Source organism: Nostoc sp., from assembly GCF_036917375.1.
Taxonomy (GTDB): Bacteria; Cyanobacteriota; Cyanobacteriia; order Cyanobacteriales; family Nostocaceae; genus Nostoc.
In genome coordinates, this window is record NZ_JBALDN010000028.1 from 108,138 (window position 1) to 125,739 (window position 17,602).

At 41.3% G+C, this 17,602-nt stretch carries 14 protein-coding genes; 7 read left to right on the plus strand and 7 right to left on the minus strand.

All coding sequences use genetic code 11. The features are described 5' to 3' along the window. Positions 1–286 precede the first annotated feature (286 nt). Positions 287–544: a Calvin cycle protein CP12 gene (locus V7K45_RS07530; RefSeq protein WP_335001931.1), complete on the plus strand. Its 258-nt coding sequence runs from the start codon at positions 287–289 to the stop codon at positions 542–544. On the opposite strand, the gene V7K45_RS07535 is transcribed toward V7K45_RS07530, so the two are convergent. From V7K45_RS07535 to apcB, 3 genes are all read right to left on the minus strand, one after another. Next, positions 541–1,359: a TlyA family RNA methyltransferase gene (locus V7K45_RS07535; RefSeq protein ID WP_335001933.1), complete on the minus strand. Its 819-nt coding sequence runs from the start codon at positions 1,357–1,359 to the stop codon at positions 541–543. The two genes, V7K45_RS07530 and V7K45_RS07535, sit on opposite strands and share 4 nt — an antisense overlap. Continuing rightward, entirely contained in the window at positions 1,360–1,794 is a 435-nt protein-coding gene (locus tag V7K45_RS07540; RefSeq protein ID WP_335001935.1) for a DUF29 family protein, read from the minus strand. A 306-nt stretch (positions 1,795–2,100) separates the two neighbouring features. Then, positions 2,101–2,610, minus strand: coding sequence for an allophycocyanin subunit beta (gene apcB, locus V7K45_RS07545; RefSeq protein WP_322659524.1), 510 nt, complete (start codon positions 2,608–2,610; stop codon positions 2,101–2,103). A 357-nt stretch (positions 2,611–2,967) separates the two neighbouring features. Here apcB and glnA point away from each other — a divergent pair, with 357 nt between their 5' ends. Continuing rightward, a complete protein-coding gene (glnA, locus tag V7K45_RS07550) occupies positions 2,968–4,392 on the plus strand; it encodes a type I glutamate--ammonia ligase (RefSeq protein ID WP_335001938.1) in 1,425 nt (474 codons plus the stop codon). Positions 4,393–4,515: 123 nt separating this feature from the next. Here glnA and V7K45_RS07555 read toward each other — a convergent pair whose 3' ends face one another. Then, positions 4,516–4,716 carry a hypothetical protein gene (locus tag V7K45_RS07555; RefSeq protein ID WP_335001940.1) on the minus strand — a complete coding sequence of 67 codons (201 nt, stop codon included), beginning with the start codon at positions 4,714–4,716 and terminating at the stop codon, positions 4,516–4,518. 403 nt (positions 4,717–5,119) lie between these two features. On the opposite strand from V7K45_RS07555, the gene V7K45_RS07560 reads away from it, so the two are divergent. After that, a complete protein-coding gene (locus V7K45_RS07560) occupies positions 5,120–6,004 on the plus strand; it encodes a ferritin-like domain-containing protein (RefSeq protein WP_335001942.1) in 885 nt (294 codons plus the stop codon). Positions 6,005–6,854: 850 nt separating this feature from the next. Here V7K45_RS07560 and patX read toward each other — a convergent pair. Together patX and V7K45_RS07570 are read right to left on the minus strand one after the other, a co-directional pair. Next, positions 6,855–7,082, minus strand: coding sequence for a heterocyst-inhibiting protein PatX (gene patX / locus V7K45_RS07565; RefSeq protein WP_292733527.1), 228 nt, complete (start codon positions 7,080–7,082; stop codon positions 6,855–6,857). A gap of 107 nt (positions 7,083–7,189) precedes the next feature. Then, positions 7,190–8,959, minus strand: coding sequence for an FAD-dependent oxidoreductase (locus V7K45_RS07570; protein WP_335001944.1), 1,770 nt, complete (start codon positions 8,957–8,959; stop codon positions 7,190–7,192). A 470-nt stretch (positions 8,960–9,429) separates the two neighbouring features. Here V7K45_RS07570 and V7K45_RS07575 point away from each other — a divergent pair, with 470 nt between their 5' ends. From V7K45_RS07575 to V7K45_RS07585, 3 genes are all read left to right on the plus strand, one after another. Next, positions 9,430–12,366, plus strand: a complete 2,937-nt coding sequence (locus V7K45_RS07575) for an efflux RND transporter permease subunit (protein WP_335001946.1) — start codon at positions 9,430–9,432, stop codon at positions 12,364–12,366. A 222-nt stretch (positions 12,367–12,588) separates the two neighbouring features. Beyond that, entirely contained in the window at positions 12,589–14,019 is a 1,431-nt protein-coding gene (locus V7K45_RS07580; RefSeq protein ID WP_335001948.1) for an efflux RND transporter periplasmic adaptor subunit, read from the plus strand. 161 nt (positions 14,020–14,180) lie between these two features. After that, entirely contained in the window at positions 14,181–15,239 is a 1,059-nt protein-coding gene (locus V7K45_RS07585; RefSeq protein ID WP_335001951.1) for a zinc-dependent dehydrogenase, read from the plus strand. A 29-nt stretch (positions 15,240–15,268) separates the two neighbouring features. Here V7K45_RS07585 and V7K45_RS07590 read toward each other — a convergent pair whose 3' ends face one another. Beyond that, positions 15,269–15,535, minus strand: coding sequence for a hypothetical protein (locus tag V7K45_RS07590; RefSeq protein WP_335001953.1), 267 nt, complete (start codon positions 15,533–15,535; stop codon positions 15,269–15,271). Between the two features lie 72 nt (positions 15,536–15,607). Between V7K45_RS07590 and V7K45_RS07595 the strand changes: the two genes are divergently transcribed. After that, on the plus strand, positions 15,608–16,867 hold the full coding sequence (locus V7K45_RS07595) for an inorganic phosphate transporter (RefSeq protein WP_335001955.1): 1,260 nt from the start codon (positions 15,608–15,610) through the stop codon (positions 16,865–16,867). Positions 16,868–17,602 lie beyond the last annotated feature (735 nt).

The following is a 17,602-nucleotide window of genomic DNA, read 5'->3' on the forward strand; positions in this document are numbered from 1 at the left end:
TATCAACTTCTATCAAAGTCTTCTGACAATTAACTGACATTCTCAATTTGGGATGCAAGATTGAAAACATGACCGCCTCTGCTTGCGATCGCAACTAGTAGAATTCTCGTACCTTTTTGAATCTAAAAATGACAAGAGGGTAATCCCACTCAATTTTGCGAAAAAGATGGCGGTGTTTACCACTACTTTTTGTGGGAAGCCTATCTAAACTAGAAATGCGAGCTGACTTAGGTCATTAAGAGCTTGCAGCTAATAACTCTGTCTGTAAATTAAAGGTGAAAGTATCATGACAACTACCCTAAAATTTGAAATTGCTGGGGCAGAAACTCTAGAAGAAGCCATTACTAATGCTATTGCTGAAGCCCGGACAACTTGCGATCTAGATGGCAGCAATTCTGCTGGCTGTGCCGTAGCCTGGGACATTGTAGAAGAATTGCAAGCCGAAAAATCTCACCAACACCAAGCAAAATCCAAAAAAACTTCTTTGGAAAATTACTGCGATCGCCATCCAGATTCCGTAGAATGTCTAATCTACGACCTTTAATTCTTCCGTAAATCAGTTGTTGCTGATTGCGTTATTTGCTTAATTGCCTCTAAATCAAGTGGTGGTGTTTCACTTTCCATTGCCAACCACAAAAGATATTCGATATTCCCAGCAGGGCCAACGATCGGCGACCAAGTTAAGCCTTTGTATTTCCATCCTAATTCGTGGGCAGCTTGCAACACCTGGAAAATGGCATCAGCTTGGTCGTTCGGATCGCGCACAACACCTTTTTTACCCACACGGGATCTGCCGACTTCAAACTGTGGCTTGACTAACAATACAGCTTCTCGGTTAGCTTGAGTTAGTTGCCACAAAGCAGGCAGAATCTTAGTTAAAGAAATAAACGAGACATCAACCACTGCCAAATCAGGAATCGGGTCATTTTCACCATATAACTCATCCGGTCGTAGTTGCCGTAAATTTGTGCGTTCCCGCAAAATCACCCGCGGATCGTTTCGCAACCGCCAGTCAACTTGTCCGTAACCGACATCAATACCGTAAACTTGTTTTGCTCCAGCTTGCAAGAGACAATCAGTAAAACCACCAGTAGAAATCCCGCCATCTATACAAATGCGCTCTGCTACAGGAATGGCAAATACTGATAAAGCTTTGGAGAGTTTTTCACCGCCTCTAGAAACAAAAGGCGATCGCTCTTTAATATTTATTTGAGCCGAAATATCAACTTCAGTACCAGGTTTATCAACCAACTGCTGATTAACAGTCACTTCACCCGCCTGAATTAGCCGTTGTGCTAAAGCGCGAGAAGCACATAAATTTAACTCTACTAATAGTGTGTCGAGTCGCTGTTTAGCCAATTAATTAGACTCTCCTGGTAAGATTAAAGCCAAAGCACGATTGATAATTTCTTCCCGGTTAACCAGCTTTTCTAATTCTTGGACTTCATAACGACCTTCCTCTACTTCTAGAGAAGCCCGATCGATGGCATTTAAATAGGCTTCTGCTAAGATTTCCAACAATTCTTCTGGCGTGAGATAATAGCCCCCAGCTTTGCGCCGCTTATTTTCCCGCTGAATTTCCCGAACCGAATTCCGAATTGAAACTTCCCAAGAGCGAGTCGTGCGATTTTCAGCTTGTTGTTTAATCAGATGCAACAATAAAATCACTGCATAGCCACGAATCGTCTTGATTATGTCATTTCGGCTCATTTCCTCTAATTCTTCAACTATAATCAATGCTCCTTGAACATCGCCCTTAACAAGCAAGTCTTTTAGGGTTAATAATTCTTCCATAATCAGCGCCTCAAAGCTCGGCAACTTCTATTGTGGCTTATGACGGTTCTAGTTCAGATAACAGAAGCTAATGCGTTTAATCTATGAGCGATCGCTACTTAAATGTATTATTCTTTGCAAATAGATAATTAAGATACAGCAAAACCCGTGTATTGCTGTAGTTCAGCAGGATGGAAACCCAAGACAAAAGCTTGAATAAAGCCCTTCTCAACGTCTAGAGTTCACAAAAAAGCGATCGCTCCATTAAACCAAAGTGCGATCGCTATTTAAGTTTATGTCGGGGCAGACATCTTGCCCACCTAAAATCTAAATATCTATCTCGCTCAACTCGCGTGTGATGTGATCGAATGGTTCATCTACAAAAGCAGTATTAACCACACCTGCTGCTGCTACTTGCTCCTTAATTAGATCCTTGAGAATCTGGATACCGCGAACTGTAGGCCCAATAGGCACTCCTAAAGAATTGTAAGTTTCCCGCAGCCCTTGTAGCACTCGTTCATCCAATACATTGGTGTTCCCAGCAACCAGCGCATAAGTCGCGTAGCGCAGATAGTAGTCCATATCGCGCAGACAAGCTGCATAACGACGAGTTGTATAAGCATTTCCACCAGGGCGAATCAATTCTGGCAGTTCTTCAAATAACTTCAAACCAGCTTGTTTGACAAGTGCAGCCGCATTAGAATTAATTGCCGCCGCCGCTTGTACTCTTGCTGTACCACTATCAAAGTAAGACTTTAGGCTATCGATCGCATTCCGGTCAAAATACCGACCAGCTAAGTCATAATTCTTAATTAAACTTGTTACCGCATCGCGCATTCCTTCTTCTCCCAATCTTTGCTATTTATGGTTTGATATTTATTTGGCTGCACTTATGCACCAGTAAAGTTTTGTGCTATTAAAAATAGATTCGGCACAAAAACAATCTATCCACTATCTATGGATTCTATGCCAAAGTTGACCCCTATATGATGAACTTTCCAGTTTTGTACAGATGATCGCCGAAAGGTTAATATAACCTGATAATCCAGATATCTGTAGCACAAACTACAAAATCAGCTAATGTCTAGTATTTAAGATATTTCTGGTGTGTCACGGCCTGATTGAGATCGGCAGGGTTAGGATGCAATGTAATATTCTGGTTTACTTTAGGAAATTGGTAGAGAAGGAGTAACAATGACAACACCACAAGAAGTCTTGAAATTGATCCAAGACCAAAAAATTCAGCTGATCGATCTCAAATTCATCGATACAGTAGGGACTTGGCAGCACCTCACACTGTACCAGAACCAAATCGATGAGACTGCATTCACTGATGGCGTACCGTTTGACGGTTCCAGCATCCGGGGTTGGAAAGCGATCAACGAATCGGACATGACGATGGTACTCGACCCCAACACTGCTTGGATCGACCCCTTCATGGAAGTGCCAACACTAAGTATAATTTGTAGTATCAAAGAACCCCGCACGGGTGAATGGTACAACCGTTGCCCACGCGTTATTGCCCAAAAAGCTATAGATTACCTGGTTTCTACTGGTCTTGGTGATACAGCCTTCTTTGGCCCTGAAGCTGAGTTCTTCATCTTTGACAGTGCTAGATTTGCCCAAACCGCCAACGAAGGCTACTACTTCTTAGACTCCGAAGAAGGTGCTTGGAATTCCGGTAAAGCTGGTACAGATAACAAACCCAACTTGGGTTACAAACCACGCTTCAAAGAAGGTTACTTCCCAGTTTCACCGACGGATTCTTTCCAAGATATCCGTACAGAGATGCTGTTGACGATGGCACAATTAGGTGTGCCCATTGAAAAGCATCACCACGAAGTTGCTACTGGTGGTCAGTGCGAACTAGGTTTCCGTTTTGGTAAGTTGATCGAAGCGGCTGACTGGTTGATGATTTACAAATATGTCATCAAGAACGTTGCCAAGAAATACGGCAAAACCGTTACCTTCATGCCAAAACCAATTTTTGGCGATAACGGTTCGGGAATGCACTGTCACCAATCCATCTGGAAAGATGGCCAACCTCTGTTTGCAGGTGATAAGTATGCTGGTTTGAGCGATATGGGCTTGTACTACATTGGTGGTCTTCTCAAACACGCACCAGCCCTGTTGGCAATTACCAATCCTAGCACCAACTCATACAAGCGCCTAGTACCTGGTTATGAAGCTCCTGTTAACTTGGCTTACTCCCAAGGGAACCGTTCTGCTTCTATCCGTATTCCTTTATCTGGTACTAACCCCAAAGCCAAACGTTTGGAATTCCGTTGTCCAGATGCCACTTCTAACCCCTATTTGGCATTTGCTGCAATGCTTTGTGCTGGTCTCGATGGCATTAAGAACAAAATCCATCCTGGTGAACCCTTAGATAAGAATATCTATGAACTCTCTCCAGAAGAACTAGCAAAAGTTCCTTCAACTCCAGGTTCTTTAGAACTGGCGTTGCAAGCACTGGAAAAAGATCACGCCTTTTTGACCGAATCAGGCGTCTTCACGGAAGACTTTATCGAAAATTGGATTGACTACAAGCTAGGTAACGAAGTCAAACAGTTGCAGCTGCGTCCTCATCCTTACGAGTTTTACCTCTACTACGATGCTTAATGAAGAGTCGTATTTAACTAAAAAGTAATAAGTTTTGCCACCCTAAAGTAGAGGGTGGCTTTTTTTTCCAGACTTGTCAGTTGAGACATTCAATCAAAAAATCCAACTTATGACCCCTGAAACTTAGCTCATGGAAGCATGGCTGGGGCCATAAATCATCCGACTGCCAGCATCTATTTTCCCTTGAATCGGGTTCCAGTAGTGAGAGACTTCTTCAGGAAGACCAAGTTCTTGTGCCGCACGCATCAGCATTGATTGTTGGCGATTCTTGACTTGTTGGTGTTCACGCACCATTAATGCACGAGATTTATCTGCGATAGACATAATCATAGTCCTCTCTATTTTGTGAATATATAATTTTTGGCTTTTCTATAAACCACTATAACAAAAATTCTGTAACATAAGCTACTTTTTACATAAATTTATGTTTGCCTTTGCTGACAATAGTTGGATATTTTTCCTAAAGCTGGAAAAATCTCCCTAAGGCACCTTTGATGGCTAAAATCATCTGGCTTCAGGTTTGTCTCACCTGAAGAAACACAGCTCTCTCAAGACAGAACATTTATTGGTTACTTTTATTTACATTTAAAAGGTCTGACACTTAAGTTCAACTCAAATGACTATGTTTTATAACTTTTACCGTTTTTTTGGGTGAAGCGGCACAAATACAGCACTTGCAAAAATTAAGTTAGTATTAAATAAAGATTTACAAAAATTTACATAAATTATGACAGTTAGCTATCCGCGTAAATTTCAGAATGTTTTAAGTGCAAGAGATGTATTAAAACGGGTGGTATGCGATCGCGAAATCCATCTCATTACTCTCAACCGCTACCGTTACAGCGAACAACGTAGTTGCAAAGACCTAACTGAGGTAATTGAACAACTGAATGGACAGCCACGGGAACTGGTACGGGATTTGTCTCATCACATCTCAGATGAAGCTCGTCATGCCATGTGGTTAACTGATTTGTTGATTGATTTGGGAAGCGATATAGGAACTCCCCCCGGAACTTCCTATATTGATGAATTCGATCGGCTGCTCGACAAAGACACCTACGATCCAAAACACAACCTAGAGGACGGCATGATTGCTGCCTTGGCCGCAATTAACATTACCGAAAAACGGGGCTGTGAGTATTTCTCTGCCCACATTCACGCGCTTAAACAAGCACCGCAGACAGAAGAAAACATCAAAATTCGGGAAACGATTGAAAAAATTCTCCCAGAGGAAGCAGGACACGTCCGCTGGGGTAATCGTTGGTTAGGAGAAATTGCGCGTAAGAGTCCAGAACATCAGCAAAAAGTAGAGCAAGCCAAGCGAAAATATACCGCAATTGAACAAGCCGCATTTGAATCAGGGATGGATATCACCTTGGGTGCAGAACTACGGCGAGTTACCAATCTGGTGGAAGTCGCAAATACTATGCCGCTTTGGCAGCGTCCTCAATATTTGATGGAACGCTTACCTCAGACTTTGCTAGCGCCGGAGTTGCAATTTACTCGAATTCAGGCTGCACAAAAGGCTTGGCAGCGCGATCCACAGACGTTTATTGAAAAGTTTGTGCCAATGTTCCTCAACGGTATCCAGAAAAAGAACACAACGGTGTAAACGGTGTAAAAGGGCATTGGGCACAAGAGGCAGAGGGGCAGAGGGGCAGAGAGAAAAAACTTATTCGACTTCTCCCCTGCTCCCTAGTACCTTTTCTTTAAAAAAAATTCATCTAAAAAGGCCAAATGCAAATTTTTGCATCTGGCCTTGGGTGTAAAATAATTAAAAAGACTAAGATGATCTGGCAGATCCTTCTTAACACTTATTTCGTCGGGAGCCATCTACGAAGAGAACGAACCAAGGGGTAAAAGTAGGTCAAGAATAGTAAATTTGTTAGCAAGTGCAATAAACCTATACTACTTATGCAAATCCCTACCTAGATAAGCAAGAGATGAAACGAAAGGGATTTTATGCTTCGGCAAAAGACGCTAAACACATGTCAGAGCGAAGAGCGGTTACTTTCTTTTGTAGATAATCGGCTACTGGATGTATGAGAAGAAAATTTATTGGGGAATAAAGTGAAGTTGCCCTAAGGCTGTTTCTTCAACAAGCAAAATGTCTGAATTAGATGTGCTTTAGATTACTGATAGTCTAAGTAACATCTATTTCTAGAGCCGTTGAGGATTGAGATGCAAAGCTTTCCACCGAATATGAGCAACAGTTGTAGAGCTTTTGAAGAGTTGGTAATGCTATCAATCAAAGCACTTAATTTGATTTGCTTTTTGATCGGCAGGATTGAGACCAACTATATATACAAAGTTTGCAGTTGAAATACTAAGCGATCGCTGAAGACTTTCGTGTGTCAACTGTATATATCTCCGCCAGAAAAGCTGTGTAAAAGACGTTAACGCAACATCCTGTTTCCTGGTAATTCTGTTCCTTTGGGAAAAGAGGCATTACCCTACAGTAGTTAAACCACAGCATAGATATTTCGGACTTTTTGTGTCACTTCTCTGCGCCCACTACCGCGATGACGTGGCGCATCATCTGAAGCTTGTTCAGATGCCGCCGAGAGCCACTGTTCCGAAGTAGGCGTGGAAGGCAGCCCTGTTGATAAGTGATTGACCATTGCTTGGCAGTTAAAAGCTAAGGGGCCGAACACCAGACTCGAGACTAAAAGTGAAATGGCAGCACGCATAGCAAATGTCTATTTTGGAACTCTCCACTTCACTGATACTTAGCTTTTTGATTAATATCCGGACAATTCATCAAAAAGTATTCTGTTTTACTGAAAATAAACTCTTCTTATCCTCCGTTTAAATGTTCGACTAATAACCAATTACCAGAGTGATTGTAACGACCCCACAATGTAACTAATTGTTCGTGGGGATAAGCGCGTAATTGCTCGTCGATATGCGATCGCAAAGTCACAAGCTGCCAATTTTGCCCTTGATACTCGGCTGGTGCTGTGACAGTGAATCTGTATTCCTGCTGTTCCAAGCGGTAAAAAATCCCTTTGAAACAGTTACTTTCCAGAATTAATGGCTTGCCAAAAGCAGATTCAGGGCAATCGCCACTAACTGGATAGGCTTGTGGGTTATCTAAGTAATACAGTTGCCAGTGCTGCCAATCCGAACGATTGGGGGGAAGATTAAACAAAGGAATAATTAGCGCTTTTGAGCGATTATCTTCTAATAAAGCCGTTTGCAGCTTTCTAATAGGTAAATCCCTCGGCTGGCAGTTTAATTCAACACATATCGCCGCCGCCATCCCTGCCGCTTGACCAATGCCCATAACCATAGGTTGTAATCTGGTAGCGCCATTGGCAATGTGGGAGACAGAAATATTCTTTTCACAGACCAAAAAACCATCTGTTGTGGCTGGAATTAAACAACTGTAGGGAATTGTAAAAGGAGTTCCAGTCCAACGTCCACCCCAACGGATAGATTTAGGTTGCAATGGGAATTGAACACCAGGATAATGATGGTCATTGGCGTAATTACCAACTGCGATTGCTTCGCAAACGCCAAGGGCGAACGCATCATTAAATATAGATGCAACTCTACCTTTTGCGATCGGCAAAATATCCTGTTCTCGGACAGTAGTTAGCCCTACCAAGCGGCGGCTTTCCCGGTAATAAGGATGCAGTGCAAAAGCTGTAGAAGTGTGAGGAAATACTTTTTCTGCTAAACCATAGCGACGACCAAGCTGTTTTTGGATAAAATGAGCAAAATTTTGGCTGTGCCAGCGAGATTCTTGGATGAATTCACCTCTGGATACATCTGACTCTATCAATCGCCCTACCCCTTCGCCGTAGTCATTGCCACAGATTGGCCAATTCATCATAAACAGGCTACCAGGCAAACGTCCATAATTTAAAAATGTCTCTGCTCCATAGCCATCCCAAGCACCTGTAAACTGCGATGGATTATAGTTAGGCGCAGCTGGAATCTCTGGTGCAACGGCTTCACCAAAGTCCTGCATAATCACTACATAAGTGGGCGCTTGCACAGGATATTTCTGAGTTAAAGAGTTAAAAGTCACTGGGGCGCTGGGTTCTTCCCACTCAGATTGCAATTCCCAACCCCAACGGTAAGGGATGTCAGCTAAAGCTAATAAATCTCCTAATTCTGTGCCATCGAGAATAATCTTGGCTGTGACAGCAAAATCAGCAAAGCGGACACCAGTAATCAAATCACCTTGTCGAAATACCTCTAAAGGTACTTGTCCAGAAATCCAGTGCAAATTCGGCAATTCCTGCACCCAATCTGCAAAAATCTCTGCTCCAATTCGGGGATCGTAGCTAAAAAAGCTTACCCAACTGTTATCTAATCCTCCAGGCTGTCGTTGTCGCAATTCCTGCAAAAACGCACCCCATAACCCCGTTTGAAAGGATTCTAATTCATTGCCATCGGGTACAGACACTCCCGCCGAAGTTAGCATTCCTCCCAACCAAGGAAATTCACTCACCAAAATGGTTTTGGCTCCCCGTCGTGCCGCTTGAATAGCAGCCGCAGTTCCTCCGGTTCCTCCACCAACAACCAAGACATCAGCTATGTATGTCTGATGAACCATGACCAAATCCTCTACCAGGGTTAGCTATCTAGCTGATTTCGGTCGATCCTTGGCTCTACTTTTATCAGCTGAATTTATAATTCACCTCTAGAAATCAGCTTTTGTCAAGTTTAAATTGATGGGTAAGCAACTTCGTGGTGGGCACTTAAGTGCTTACTACAAATTATCAAAACTAGCTTGACAAGGTACTTGCAAAAACCTGTATAAAATATTACGCTTTTATTTTGATGAAGTATAGGGTCTTGCATTTTACACATCTGTATGCAAAGATAATTTCACATAAATACTGTAAATCTATCAAGTTACCGGACTACCTGAATATTTTAAATCTAGCTGATTGCAAATGAAAGCGTTCAGTGAATATTCATTTGGCAATTAGCAATGAATAACTAAAATTTAAATAATAATTTCCTTTGGTGTAAATCGCACTGACAGACTAAAGAAAAAAGAAGACTTTAAACTAAAAGATAATGTGGATTGTTAAACTTGCTCTTCGTCGTCCCTACACCTTTGTAATTACTTCCATACTTATTTTTGTTTTAGGAGTAGTTACTATTACGCGCATGGCAACGGACATTTTTCCAGAAATTAATATTCCCGTTGTCAGTGTAATTTGGTCTTATGGTGGTGTCTCACCAGAAGAAATGGAACAGCGTATCGTTACAGCTAGTGAACGCTCTTTTACAACCACTGTTAATGATATTGAACATATCGAATCGCAATCACTCAATGGTGTTAGCGTCATTAAAGTTTTCTTCCAGCCAGGAGCAAAAATTGAAGCAGCAGTAGCTCAACTTACCTCTAATACTCAAACAATTCTTCGAGGTTTACCTCCAGGAATTACACCGCCTTTAATTATTCGCTACAATGCCTCTAATGTGCCCATTCTTCAGCTAAGCGTTAGCAGCACATCACTATCAGAGCAAGAACTTTATGATAACGGCAATAATTTTCTGCGGACTCAGCTAGCGACTGTTCAAGGTGCGTCTGTACCGTTACCTTATGGAGGTAAACCTCGGCAGATTATGGTAGATATTGACCCGCAGGCGCTATTTGCCAAAGGTCTTTCAGCTACAGATGTCACAACCGCAATCAGCGCCCAAAATCTTATCTTACCTGGAGGAAATGCCAAATTAGGCGATCGCGAGTATAGTGTTCGACTCAATAGCAGTCCCCAAGTCTTAGACGCGTTAAACAATTTACCCATTAAACAAATTAACGGCACTGTAATTTATATACGTGATGTTGCCCAAGTCCATGATGGCTTTGCAGTGCAGAACAATATCGTTCGTCGAGATGGACGACGGTCTAGTTTATTAACTATTCTCAAAAATGGTAGTGCTTCAACTTTAGATGTTGTAGCTAGAGTCAAAGAAAGACTACCAAAAATTCAAGCTACATTACCTAAAGAATTAGATTTAGAGGTCTTATTTGACCAATCGATATTTGTTAAAGCTTCCATCCACGGAGTATTAACGGAAGGATTGATTGCTGCTTGTTTAACTGCCGCGATGATTTTATTATTCTTAGGCAGTTGGCGTAGCACTTTAATTGTGGCAATTTCTATTCCTTTATCAATTCTTTGTTCTATTATTGCTTTGCGATTGATAGGACAAACTTTGAATATTATGACTTTGGGAGGTCTATCTTTAGCAGTTGGGATTTTAGTTGATGATGCCACAGTAGAAATTGAAAATATCCATCGGAATTTGGGACAAGGAAAACCTCTGCAACAAGCTATTTTAGATGGCGCACAACAAATAGCTGTTCCAGCTTTCGTTTCTACCTTGGCAATTTGTATTGTTTTTATCCCAATTATCTTTTTAACAGGAGTAGCACAATCGCTATTTATGCCTTTAGGAATGGCGGTTGTTTTTGCGATGCTTGCCTCCTATCTACTCTCGCGTACAGTAGTACCAATGTTGGCAAAGTTTTTGCTTGCAAAGGAACTACATCTTTATACTGAACATGAAAATTTAGGGAATAACGATAATGGTCATGTAATTCCTAAAAAAGATATTTTCTGGCGAATTCATGAGCAGTTTAACCGCCAATTTGAGAAATTTCGCCAAAACTATCGAAATACTTTAGCCAAAGCTCTAAATCATCGCGGTGTAGTTTTTGCGATGTTTGGTGCTTTTTGGGTAAGTGCTTTAGTTTTACTACCTTTTGTCGGTCAAGATTTTTTCCCGCAAGTAGATGCAGGTCAGTTTCGGTTGCATGTGCGCGCTCCTGCGGGAACACGACTTGAAAAGACAGAACAGATTTTTACTCAAGTTGAAAATGAGATTCGCCAAGTTATTCCTGACGAAGAATTAGAAATTATTCTTGACAATATTGGTCTACCTGTAGGTGGAGTAAACCTTGCTTTTAGCGACACAGCAACTATAGGGCCTGGTGATGGAGAAATTCTTGTAGGTCTTAAGGAAGGTAAACATCATTCAACTTGGCAATATGTTAGACAACTACGCCAAAAATTAACTGCCCAATTTCCTGAATTAACCTTCTTTTTCCAACCTGCTGATATAGTAACTCAAATTCTCAATTTTGGTTTACCAGCGCCTATTGATATTCAGGTCATAGGCCCAGCTAAAAATCGTCGGGATAACTACAAAATTGCCAAACAAATCAAAACCCAAATAGCTCAAATTCCGGGAGCAGTTGATGTTCATTTACATCAAGTCGTTGATGCTCCAGACCTACGTATTAATGTAGATCGTTCTCAAGCACAACGTAGCGGTTTAACTCAACGAGATGTTGCCAATAACCTACTGACATCATTAAGTTCTAGTGGTCAAACATCACCTAATTTTTGGCTCGATCCTATCAAAGGAGTCAGTTATTTAATAGCAGTACAAGTTCCTCAATACAAACTTAACTCGCTAGAAAAAATTCAGAATACTCCTGTAGCTAACGGTTCTAACTCGTCACAACTTTTAAGCAATCTTGCTGTTGTTAAGCGTGGAAAAGCTCCTGCTGTTGTTAATCATTACAACGTACAGCCTGTATTTAATATTTACGCCAATGTTCAAGGTCGTGATTTAGGTGGTGTAGCCAGCGATATTTATAAAATAGTTGGACAATTTCAGCAGAAGTTACCACGGGGAACTTCAATTATCGTAAAAGGCCAAGTAGAAACGATGAATTCATCTTTTCTAGGATTAGAAGTAGGATTGATATTTGCCATTGGATTAGTTTATTGCTTAATAGTAGTCAATTTTCAATCTTGGATTGATCCATTCATTATTATGATGGCACTGCCAAATGCTTTCGCAGGAATTGTTTGGATACTATTTGTGACAAATACAACTTTTAGTGTACCTTCTTTGATGGGTGCAATTATGAGTATTGGGGTTGCTACTGCCAATAGTATTTTGCTCGTCACCTTTGCTTTGGTGGATTATTAGCAGCAACAGTGGCAACTTTAATTTTTGTACCCGTAATTTACAGTATTTTGCGCCGAAAACAACCCCAAAATTTAGAGTTAGAGGAAGAACTATCTTCTACTATCAAATTAACTGTAGCTAATCGGTAAATTATTCATGAATAATCAGATCCCCGACTTCTTAGAGAAGTCGGGGATCTGAAAAATTTTGATAAATCAACAAATCAAATAGAAATTCTCTAGTATGGATACTCAAGAAAATACCAAAGTTGATCGTTCTGAAATCACATCAATTGCGGCAAATAAAAAAAGTCGCTTCAATTTTATCACCATCATTGCTACGACTACTTTAGTTGTCACTGGGCTTTTAGCACTTGGCATTATACCTCGTTTACAACAGCAGTCAGAATTAAATGCTTTCGCTAAATCTACAACAAAAAAAGTTTCTTCGGTGAATGTAGTTAAACCAAAAGTTGCTGCTAATTTTACCGAATTAGTTCTACCTAGCAGTATTCAAGCAAGCCAAGAAACTACAATTTATGCCCGTACAAGTGGCTATTTAAAAAAGAGATTAGTAGATATTGGTGAACGTGTAAATAAGGGGCAGCTACTAGCTATAATTGATGCCCCGGAAACTGACCAAGATATACAGCAAGCTCGTGCAGAATTGGCGAAGTCTGAGGCTAATCTCGCTCAAGTCCAGGCAGATTTAGCACAAAAGCAAAGTAATCTTTCTCAAACAAAAGCTAACTTAAAGGCTAGACAGGCGGAATTAGCCGAAGCACGTACTAACCTAGAATTAGCGCGTCAAACTTGGCAACGTTGGCAATTACTTCAAAAGCAAGGAGCCGTGACTACACAAGCTGCTGATGAACGTAAAAGTGCTTTTAATGCAAGTCAAGCTAATGTAGATACTTTAATTGCTCGCGTTAATTCAGAGCAAGAAAGTGTAAATACTGCTCTTGCAGCTATTAATTCCCAAAAAGCTAACATTAATGCGTTTATCGCAAGTAAGAGTGTTAGTAAATCAGATTTACAACGGATAACTGCTTTACAATCATTCAAACAAATTGTTGCTCCTTTTGCGGGTGTAATTACTGCTCGCAATGTAGATTCAGGAGCTTTAATTTCTGCGGGTAGTAATAATAATAGTGGAAATTCCTGGTTATTTAAGATTGCTCAGACAAATAATTTACGTATCCGAATTAATGTTCCCCAGGCTTTTGTTCAATCAATTCACACTGGACAAACTGCGCTTGTTCGTGTTCGTGAGTTACCGAAAAAATCTTTTTCTGGTAAAGTTATTCGGACTGCTGATGTCTTGGATGCTACTTCTAATACCCTTTTAACTGAAATTGAAGTACAGAATTCAGATAATCTGTTGCGTCCTGGGATGTATGCTGAAGTCACTTTTAAGACTGAACGTGCCAATCCACCTTTATTAGTACCAGCTAATACCTTAGTGATTAATGCAGATGGTATACAAGTAGCCACTGTGACAAAGGAAAAGAAAGTTAAGTACCAAAAAGTAGAGCTTGGTCGAGATTATGGTACTGAAGTTGAAGTTATTTCTGGTTTAAGCCCTAATGTTAGGTTAATTACTAATCCTACCGATGCTCTCCAAGATGGGAAATCGGTTCAGGTACTTGCATCCAAGCCTAAGACTAAGAATTGAATTTTGAATTTGGAGCGTACCCCATCTCTACGGGACGCTCCGCGAATGGGGAAGCAAGCAACGTGACTTGGGTTACAACAAAGTAAAGTTAACCGATAATAAATAGCTTAACGTTAACCACTAATGCTACATCTAGTATCGTTGAGCGGGGAAAAACCAACGTGAAAGCACAGGTATTTAGAGGCGTTAATCAACTTTCTTACGAAGATATCCCAGTTCCAACCGTGGAACCAGATGAAGTGCTGGTACAGGTGCGGGTTGTGGGGTTGTGTCAGTCAGATATTAAAAAAATTCGCTATCCACTGTATGAACCGCCGCGCATTTTTGGACATGAAACTGCTGGCACGATCGCAGCATTAGGCAATAATGTCAAAGGTTGGCAAGTTGGACAACGGGTAGCAGTGATGCACCACATCCCCTGTATGCGTTGCGCCTACTGCCTAAATGATAATTTCTCTATGTGCGATGTTTACAAAAACATCTCCACAACCGCAGGCTTTAACGCCAGTGGCGGCGGTTTTGCCGATTATGTCAAGGTTCCTGGACATATTGTGGAAAATGGTGGGCTAATTCCCATCCCGGATAATATCAGTTTTGAAGAAGCCAGTTTTGTAGAACCGACAAACTGCTGCTTGAAGGCAGTGAAAAAAGCCCAAATCGCCCCAGGACAAACTGTGTTAGTTACTGGCGCTGGGCCAATTGGGTTAATGTTCATTATGTTGGTGAAGTATTTCGGAGCAAAAGCGATCGCTACTGATTTACTACCTTCTAGAATTGAAAAAGCCTTGAGTGTCGGCGCAGAAGCGGCTTTTGATGCTCGCGATCCTGATTTACCTGCCAAAATCTCTGCCTTAACTGGTGGACTAGGTGTTGATGTTACCTTGCTGGCGGTTCCGAGTGAGAAAGCTTTCTTTCAAGCACTTGATAGTACCCGCAAAGGCGGTAAAATCTTGTTTTTCGCCGAATTTCCTGATGAAGTGGAAATTCCCATCAACCCAAATATCCTCTACCGTCGAGAAATTGACTTGATCGGTAGTTATAGCTCATCTTATCGACTTCAGAATTTGTCAGCTGATATTGTATTTAATCAGCGAATTGATGTAAAAGCCTTGATTAGCGATCGCTATCCATTAAAAGATTTATCAGCAGCTGTGGAAGTTGCGATCGCACCCACACCGGATACTTATAAAATCTTAATTTATCCGCAAAAGGAAGATTAGGGAGATAGGAGAGTGTTAAAACTAGAAGTTTAAAGTTCTGTCTGAGATTCAGCTACGAAGCTAAAAGGTTCAACGACGAAGCTAAAAGGTTCGACGATGGAGCTAAAAGGTTCAACGATGGAGCTAAAAGGTTCGACGATGGAGCTAAAAGGTTCGACGATGGAGCTAAAAGGTTCGACGATGGAGCTAAAAGGTTCAACGATGGAGCTAAAAGGTTCAACGGTGAAGCTAAAAGGTTCGACGGTGAAGCTAAAAGGTTCAACAGTGAAGCTCAAAGGTTCAACAGTGAAGCTCAAAGGTTCAAAGTTCACCCTTACAAGCTCAAGTTTCATCCTTATCTCTCTCACTTTCCCCTTGTCCGCAACAAAATGTTTATTACTCTATTTTTCGTCGCTCTATTAGCTTTCTACGTCGCCTGGAATCTCGGAGCAAACGATGTCGCTAATGCGATGGGAACCTCCGTAGGTTCCAAAGCTGTCACTCTCAAACAAGCACTAATAATTGCTGGGGTTTTAGAGTTTACGGGTGCTGTGTTGTTTGGACATGAGGTAACGGAAACTCTCGCAACTAAAATTGCTAATCCCGCTTTATTCGCAGCTACACCCCAACTATTCGTAACTGGAATGGTAACGGTACTAATTTCCTGTGGTGTGTGGTTGCAAATTGCCACATCACGCGGTTTACCTGTATCATCTTCTCATGCGGTTGTTGGTGCGATCGCTGGATTTAGTTGGGTAGCTTTGGGAGTAGGTGCAATTGATTGGTCATCAATTGGCTTGATTACCATTGGCTGGGTTTTAACGCCGTTAATTAGTGGTGCGATCGCCGCTTTATTTTATAGTCAAATCAAGCACTGGATTTTGGATCAACCCAATCAAGTAGTCCAGTTACAAGAGTGGATTCCCTGGTTGAGTACTGCGCTGCTAGGTGTATTCGGCGTGATTGTCTTACCATCGCTCACAGAACCGCTAACCAATTTTGTAATTGAGCAAGTTGGTTTTACAATCCCTGCTTACGACATCCCTCTGTTAACAGGTGCAATCGCAGCAGTTGGACTCACAATCCTTAGTTGGCGACAATTGGGAGATAAGGGAGACAAGGGAGAAATACTCCCAAATCCCGTAGAAAGATTATTCGGTCGATTCCAGCTACTAAGTGCTTGCTTTGTCGCCTTTGCTCATGGTTCTAATGATGTGGGAAATGCGATCGCTCCTTTAGCTGCGATCGTTTACATCAATCGCACTGGTAGCGTACCTACTGATGGTATAACTATCCCGCTTTGGATTTTAATCGTTGGTGGTGCTGGTATTGTTGGTGGTTTAGCTGTGTGGGGGAAAAAAGTTATTGCTACCATTGGCGAAAACATCATTGCCTTGCAACCCAGTAGTGGATTTTGTGCCGAACTGGCAACTGCTACCACCATCCTCATCGCCTCTCGGCTAGGTTTACCAGTCTCCACTTCCCACGCTCTCGTTGGCGGTGTCGTTGGTATTGGACTAGTGCAAAATCTCAAGTCGATTAAGTTTCAAACACTAAAAGGCATTGCCGCCGCATGGCTAATTACAATCCCCGTGAGTGCTGCCCTTAGCGCTGCCATCTTCAGCATCGCCCAGATTTTATTCTTCTAAGAATTATTAATATTTTCCAAACTTTTCCTTTACTGGAATTTACTCAAAGCAAAACATAGACTGCAACAACACCAAAAAAAGCGTGCTTTTGCAGAATTGCTGCTCATTCATTAGAATGTTGTGCAGGGGATAACGTAACTTAGAATTTCCACAGAAGGATACTTTAATCTCCATTTAGAGATATAAACTGTCACACCAGTTACATTCCACACAAATTTACAGTTAGTTTCGCAAGTCAGACAATTTGGTGGGGATATCTAGCGATAAGTCGCCTACGTACAAGCATCTGTGAATCTTTGACAATTATTATTGGCAGCAAAACAATAAATATTTATTTGGAGTGAGATTTCTTTAAAAGTAAAAATTTCATTGACAAATAATTTATGAAAATTAAACTGACCAAAAATAAAACTCTCTATTTAAGGGACTTCCAAGCGTGGCGATCGATCCAAAATCCCTTTGGGTTGGGCAATTCCTCAGACGCTCTGGCGTCGCTAACTATGGGAATTGCAAAGACAGGTGATACCTCACCAAAATTCCAAATCTAATGGTTAAATACTTATCAATGCTGAAGAGAACACGGTGTAATAAGCTGTGTGGCAAACTTAGATGCTTTGCTAACTTGTGTTCAGTATGACAGAATTACGTTGAAATGCGGAAGTGCTGTTAAAATTTTTAATTTATCTGACAAAATACAGGAAATTAGGATGACCGCCAATAAATTGTACGGGAAGC

What these genes read in the sequence shown, in the direction of transcription:
- V7K45_RS07570 (WP_335001944.1), bottom strand. Translation starts at nt 8,959, where the DNA reads ATGGTTCATCAGACATACATAGCTGATGTCTTGGTTGTTGGTGGAGGA.
- V7K45_RS07575 (WP_335001946.1), top strand. Translation starts at nt 9,430, where the DNA reads ATGTGGATTGTTAAACTTGCTCTTCGTCGTCCCTACACCTTTGTAATT.
- V7K45_RS07580 (WP_335001948.1), top strand. Translation starts at nt 12,589, where the DNA reads ATGGATACTCAAGAAAATACCAAAGTTGATCGTTCTGAAATCACATCA.
- V7K45_RS07540 (WP_335001935.1), bottom strand. Translation starts at nt 1,794, where the DNA reads ATGGAAGAATTATTAACCCTAAAAGACTTGCTTGTTAAGGGCGATGTT.
- V7K45_RS07530 (WP_335001931.1), top strand. Translation starts at nt 287, where the DNA reads ATGACAACTACCCTAAAATTTGAAATTGCTGGGGCAGAAACTCTAGAA.
- V7K45_RS07595 (WP_335001955.1), top strand. Translation starts at nt 15,608, where the DNA reads ATGTTTATTACTCTATTTTTCGTCGCTCTATTAGCTTTCTACGTCGCC.
- apcB (WP_322659524.1), bottom strand. Translation starts at nt 2,610, where the DNA reads ATGCGCGATGCGGTAACAAGTTTAATTAAGAATTATGACTTAGCTGGT.
- V7K45_RS07555 (WP_335001940.1), bottom strand. Translation starts at nt 4,716, where the DNA reads ATGTCTATCGCAGATAAATCTCGTGCATTAATGGTGCGTGAACACCAA.
- glnA (WP_335001938.1), top strand. Translation starts at nt 2,968, where the DNA reads ATGACAACACCACAAGAAGTCTTGAAATTGATCCAAGACCAAAAAATT.
- patX (WP_292733527.1), bottom strand. Translation starts at nt 7,082, where the DNA reads ATGCGTGCTGCCATTTCACTTTTAGTCTCGAGTCTGGTGTTCGGCCCC.
- V7K45_RS07560 (WP_335001942.1), top strand. Translation starts at nt 5,120, where the DNA reads ATGACAGTTAGCTATCCGCGTAAATTTCAGAATGTTTTAAGTGCAAGA.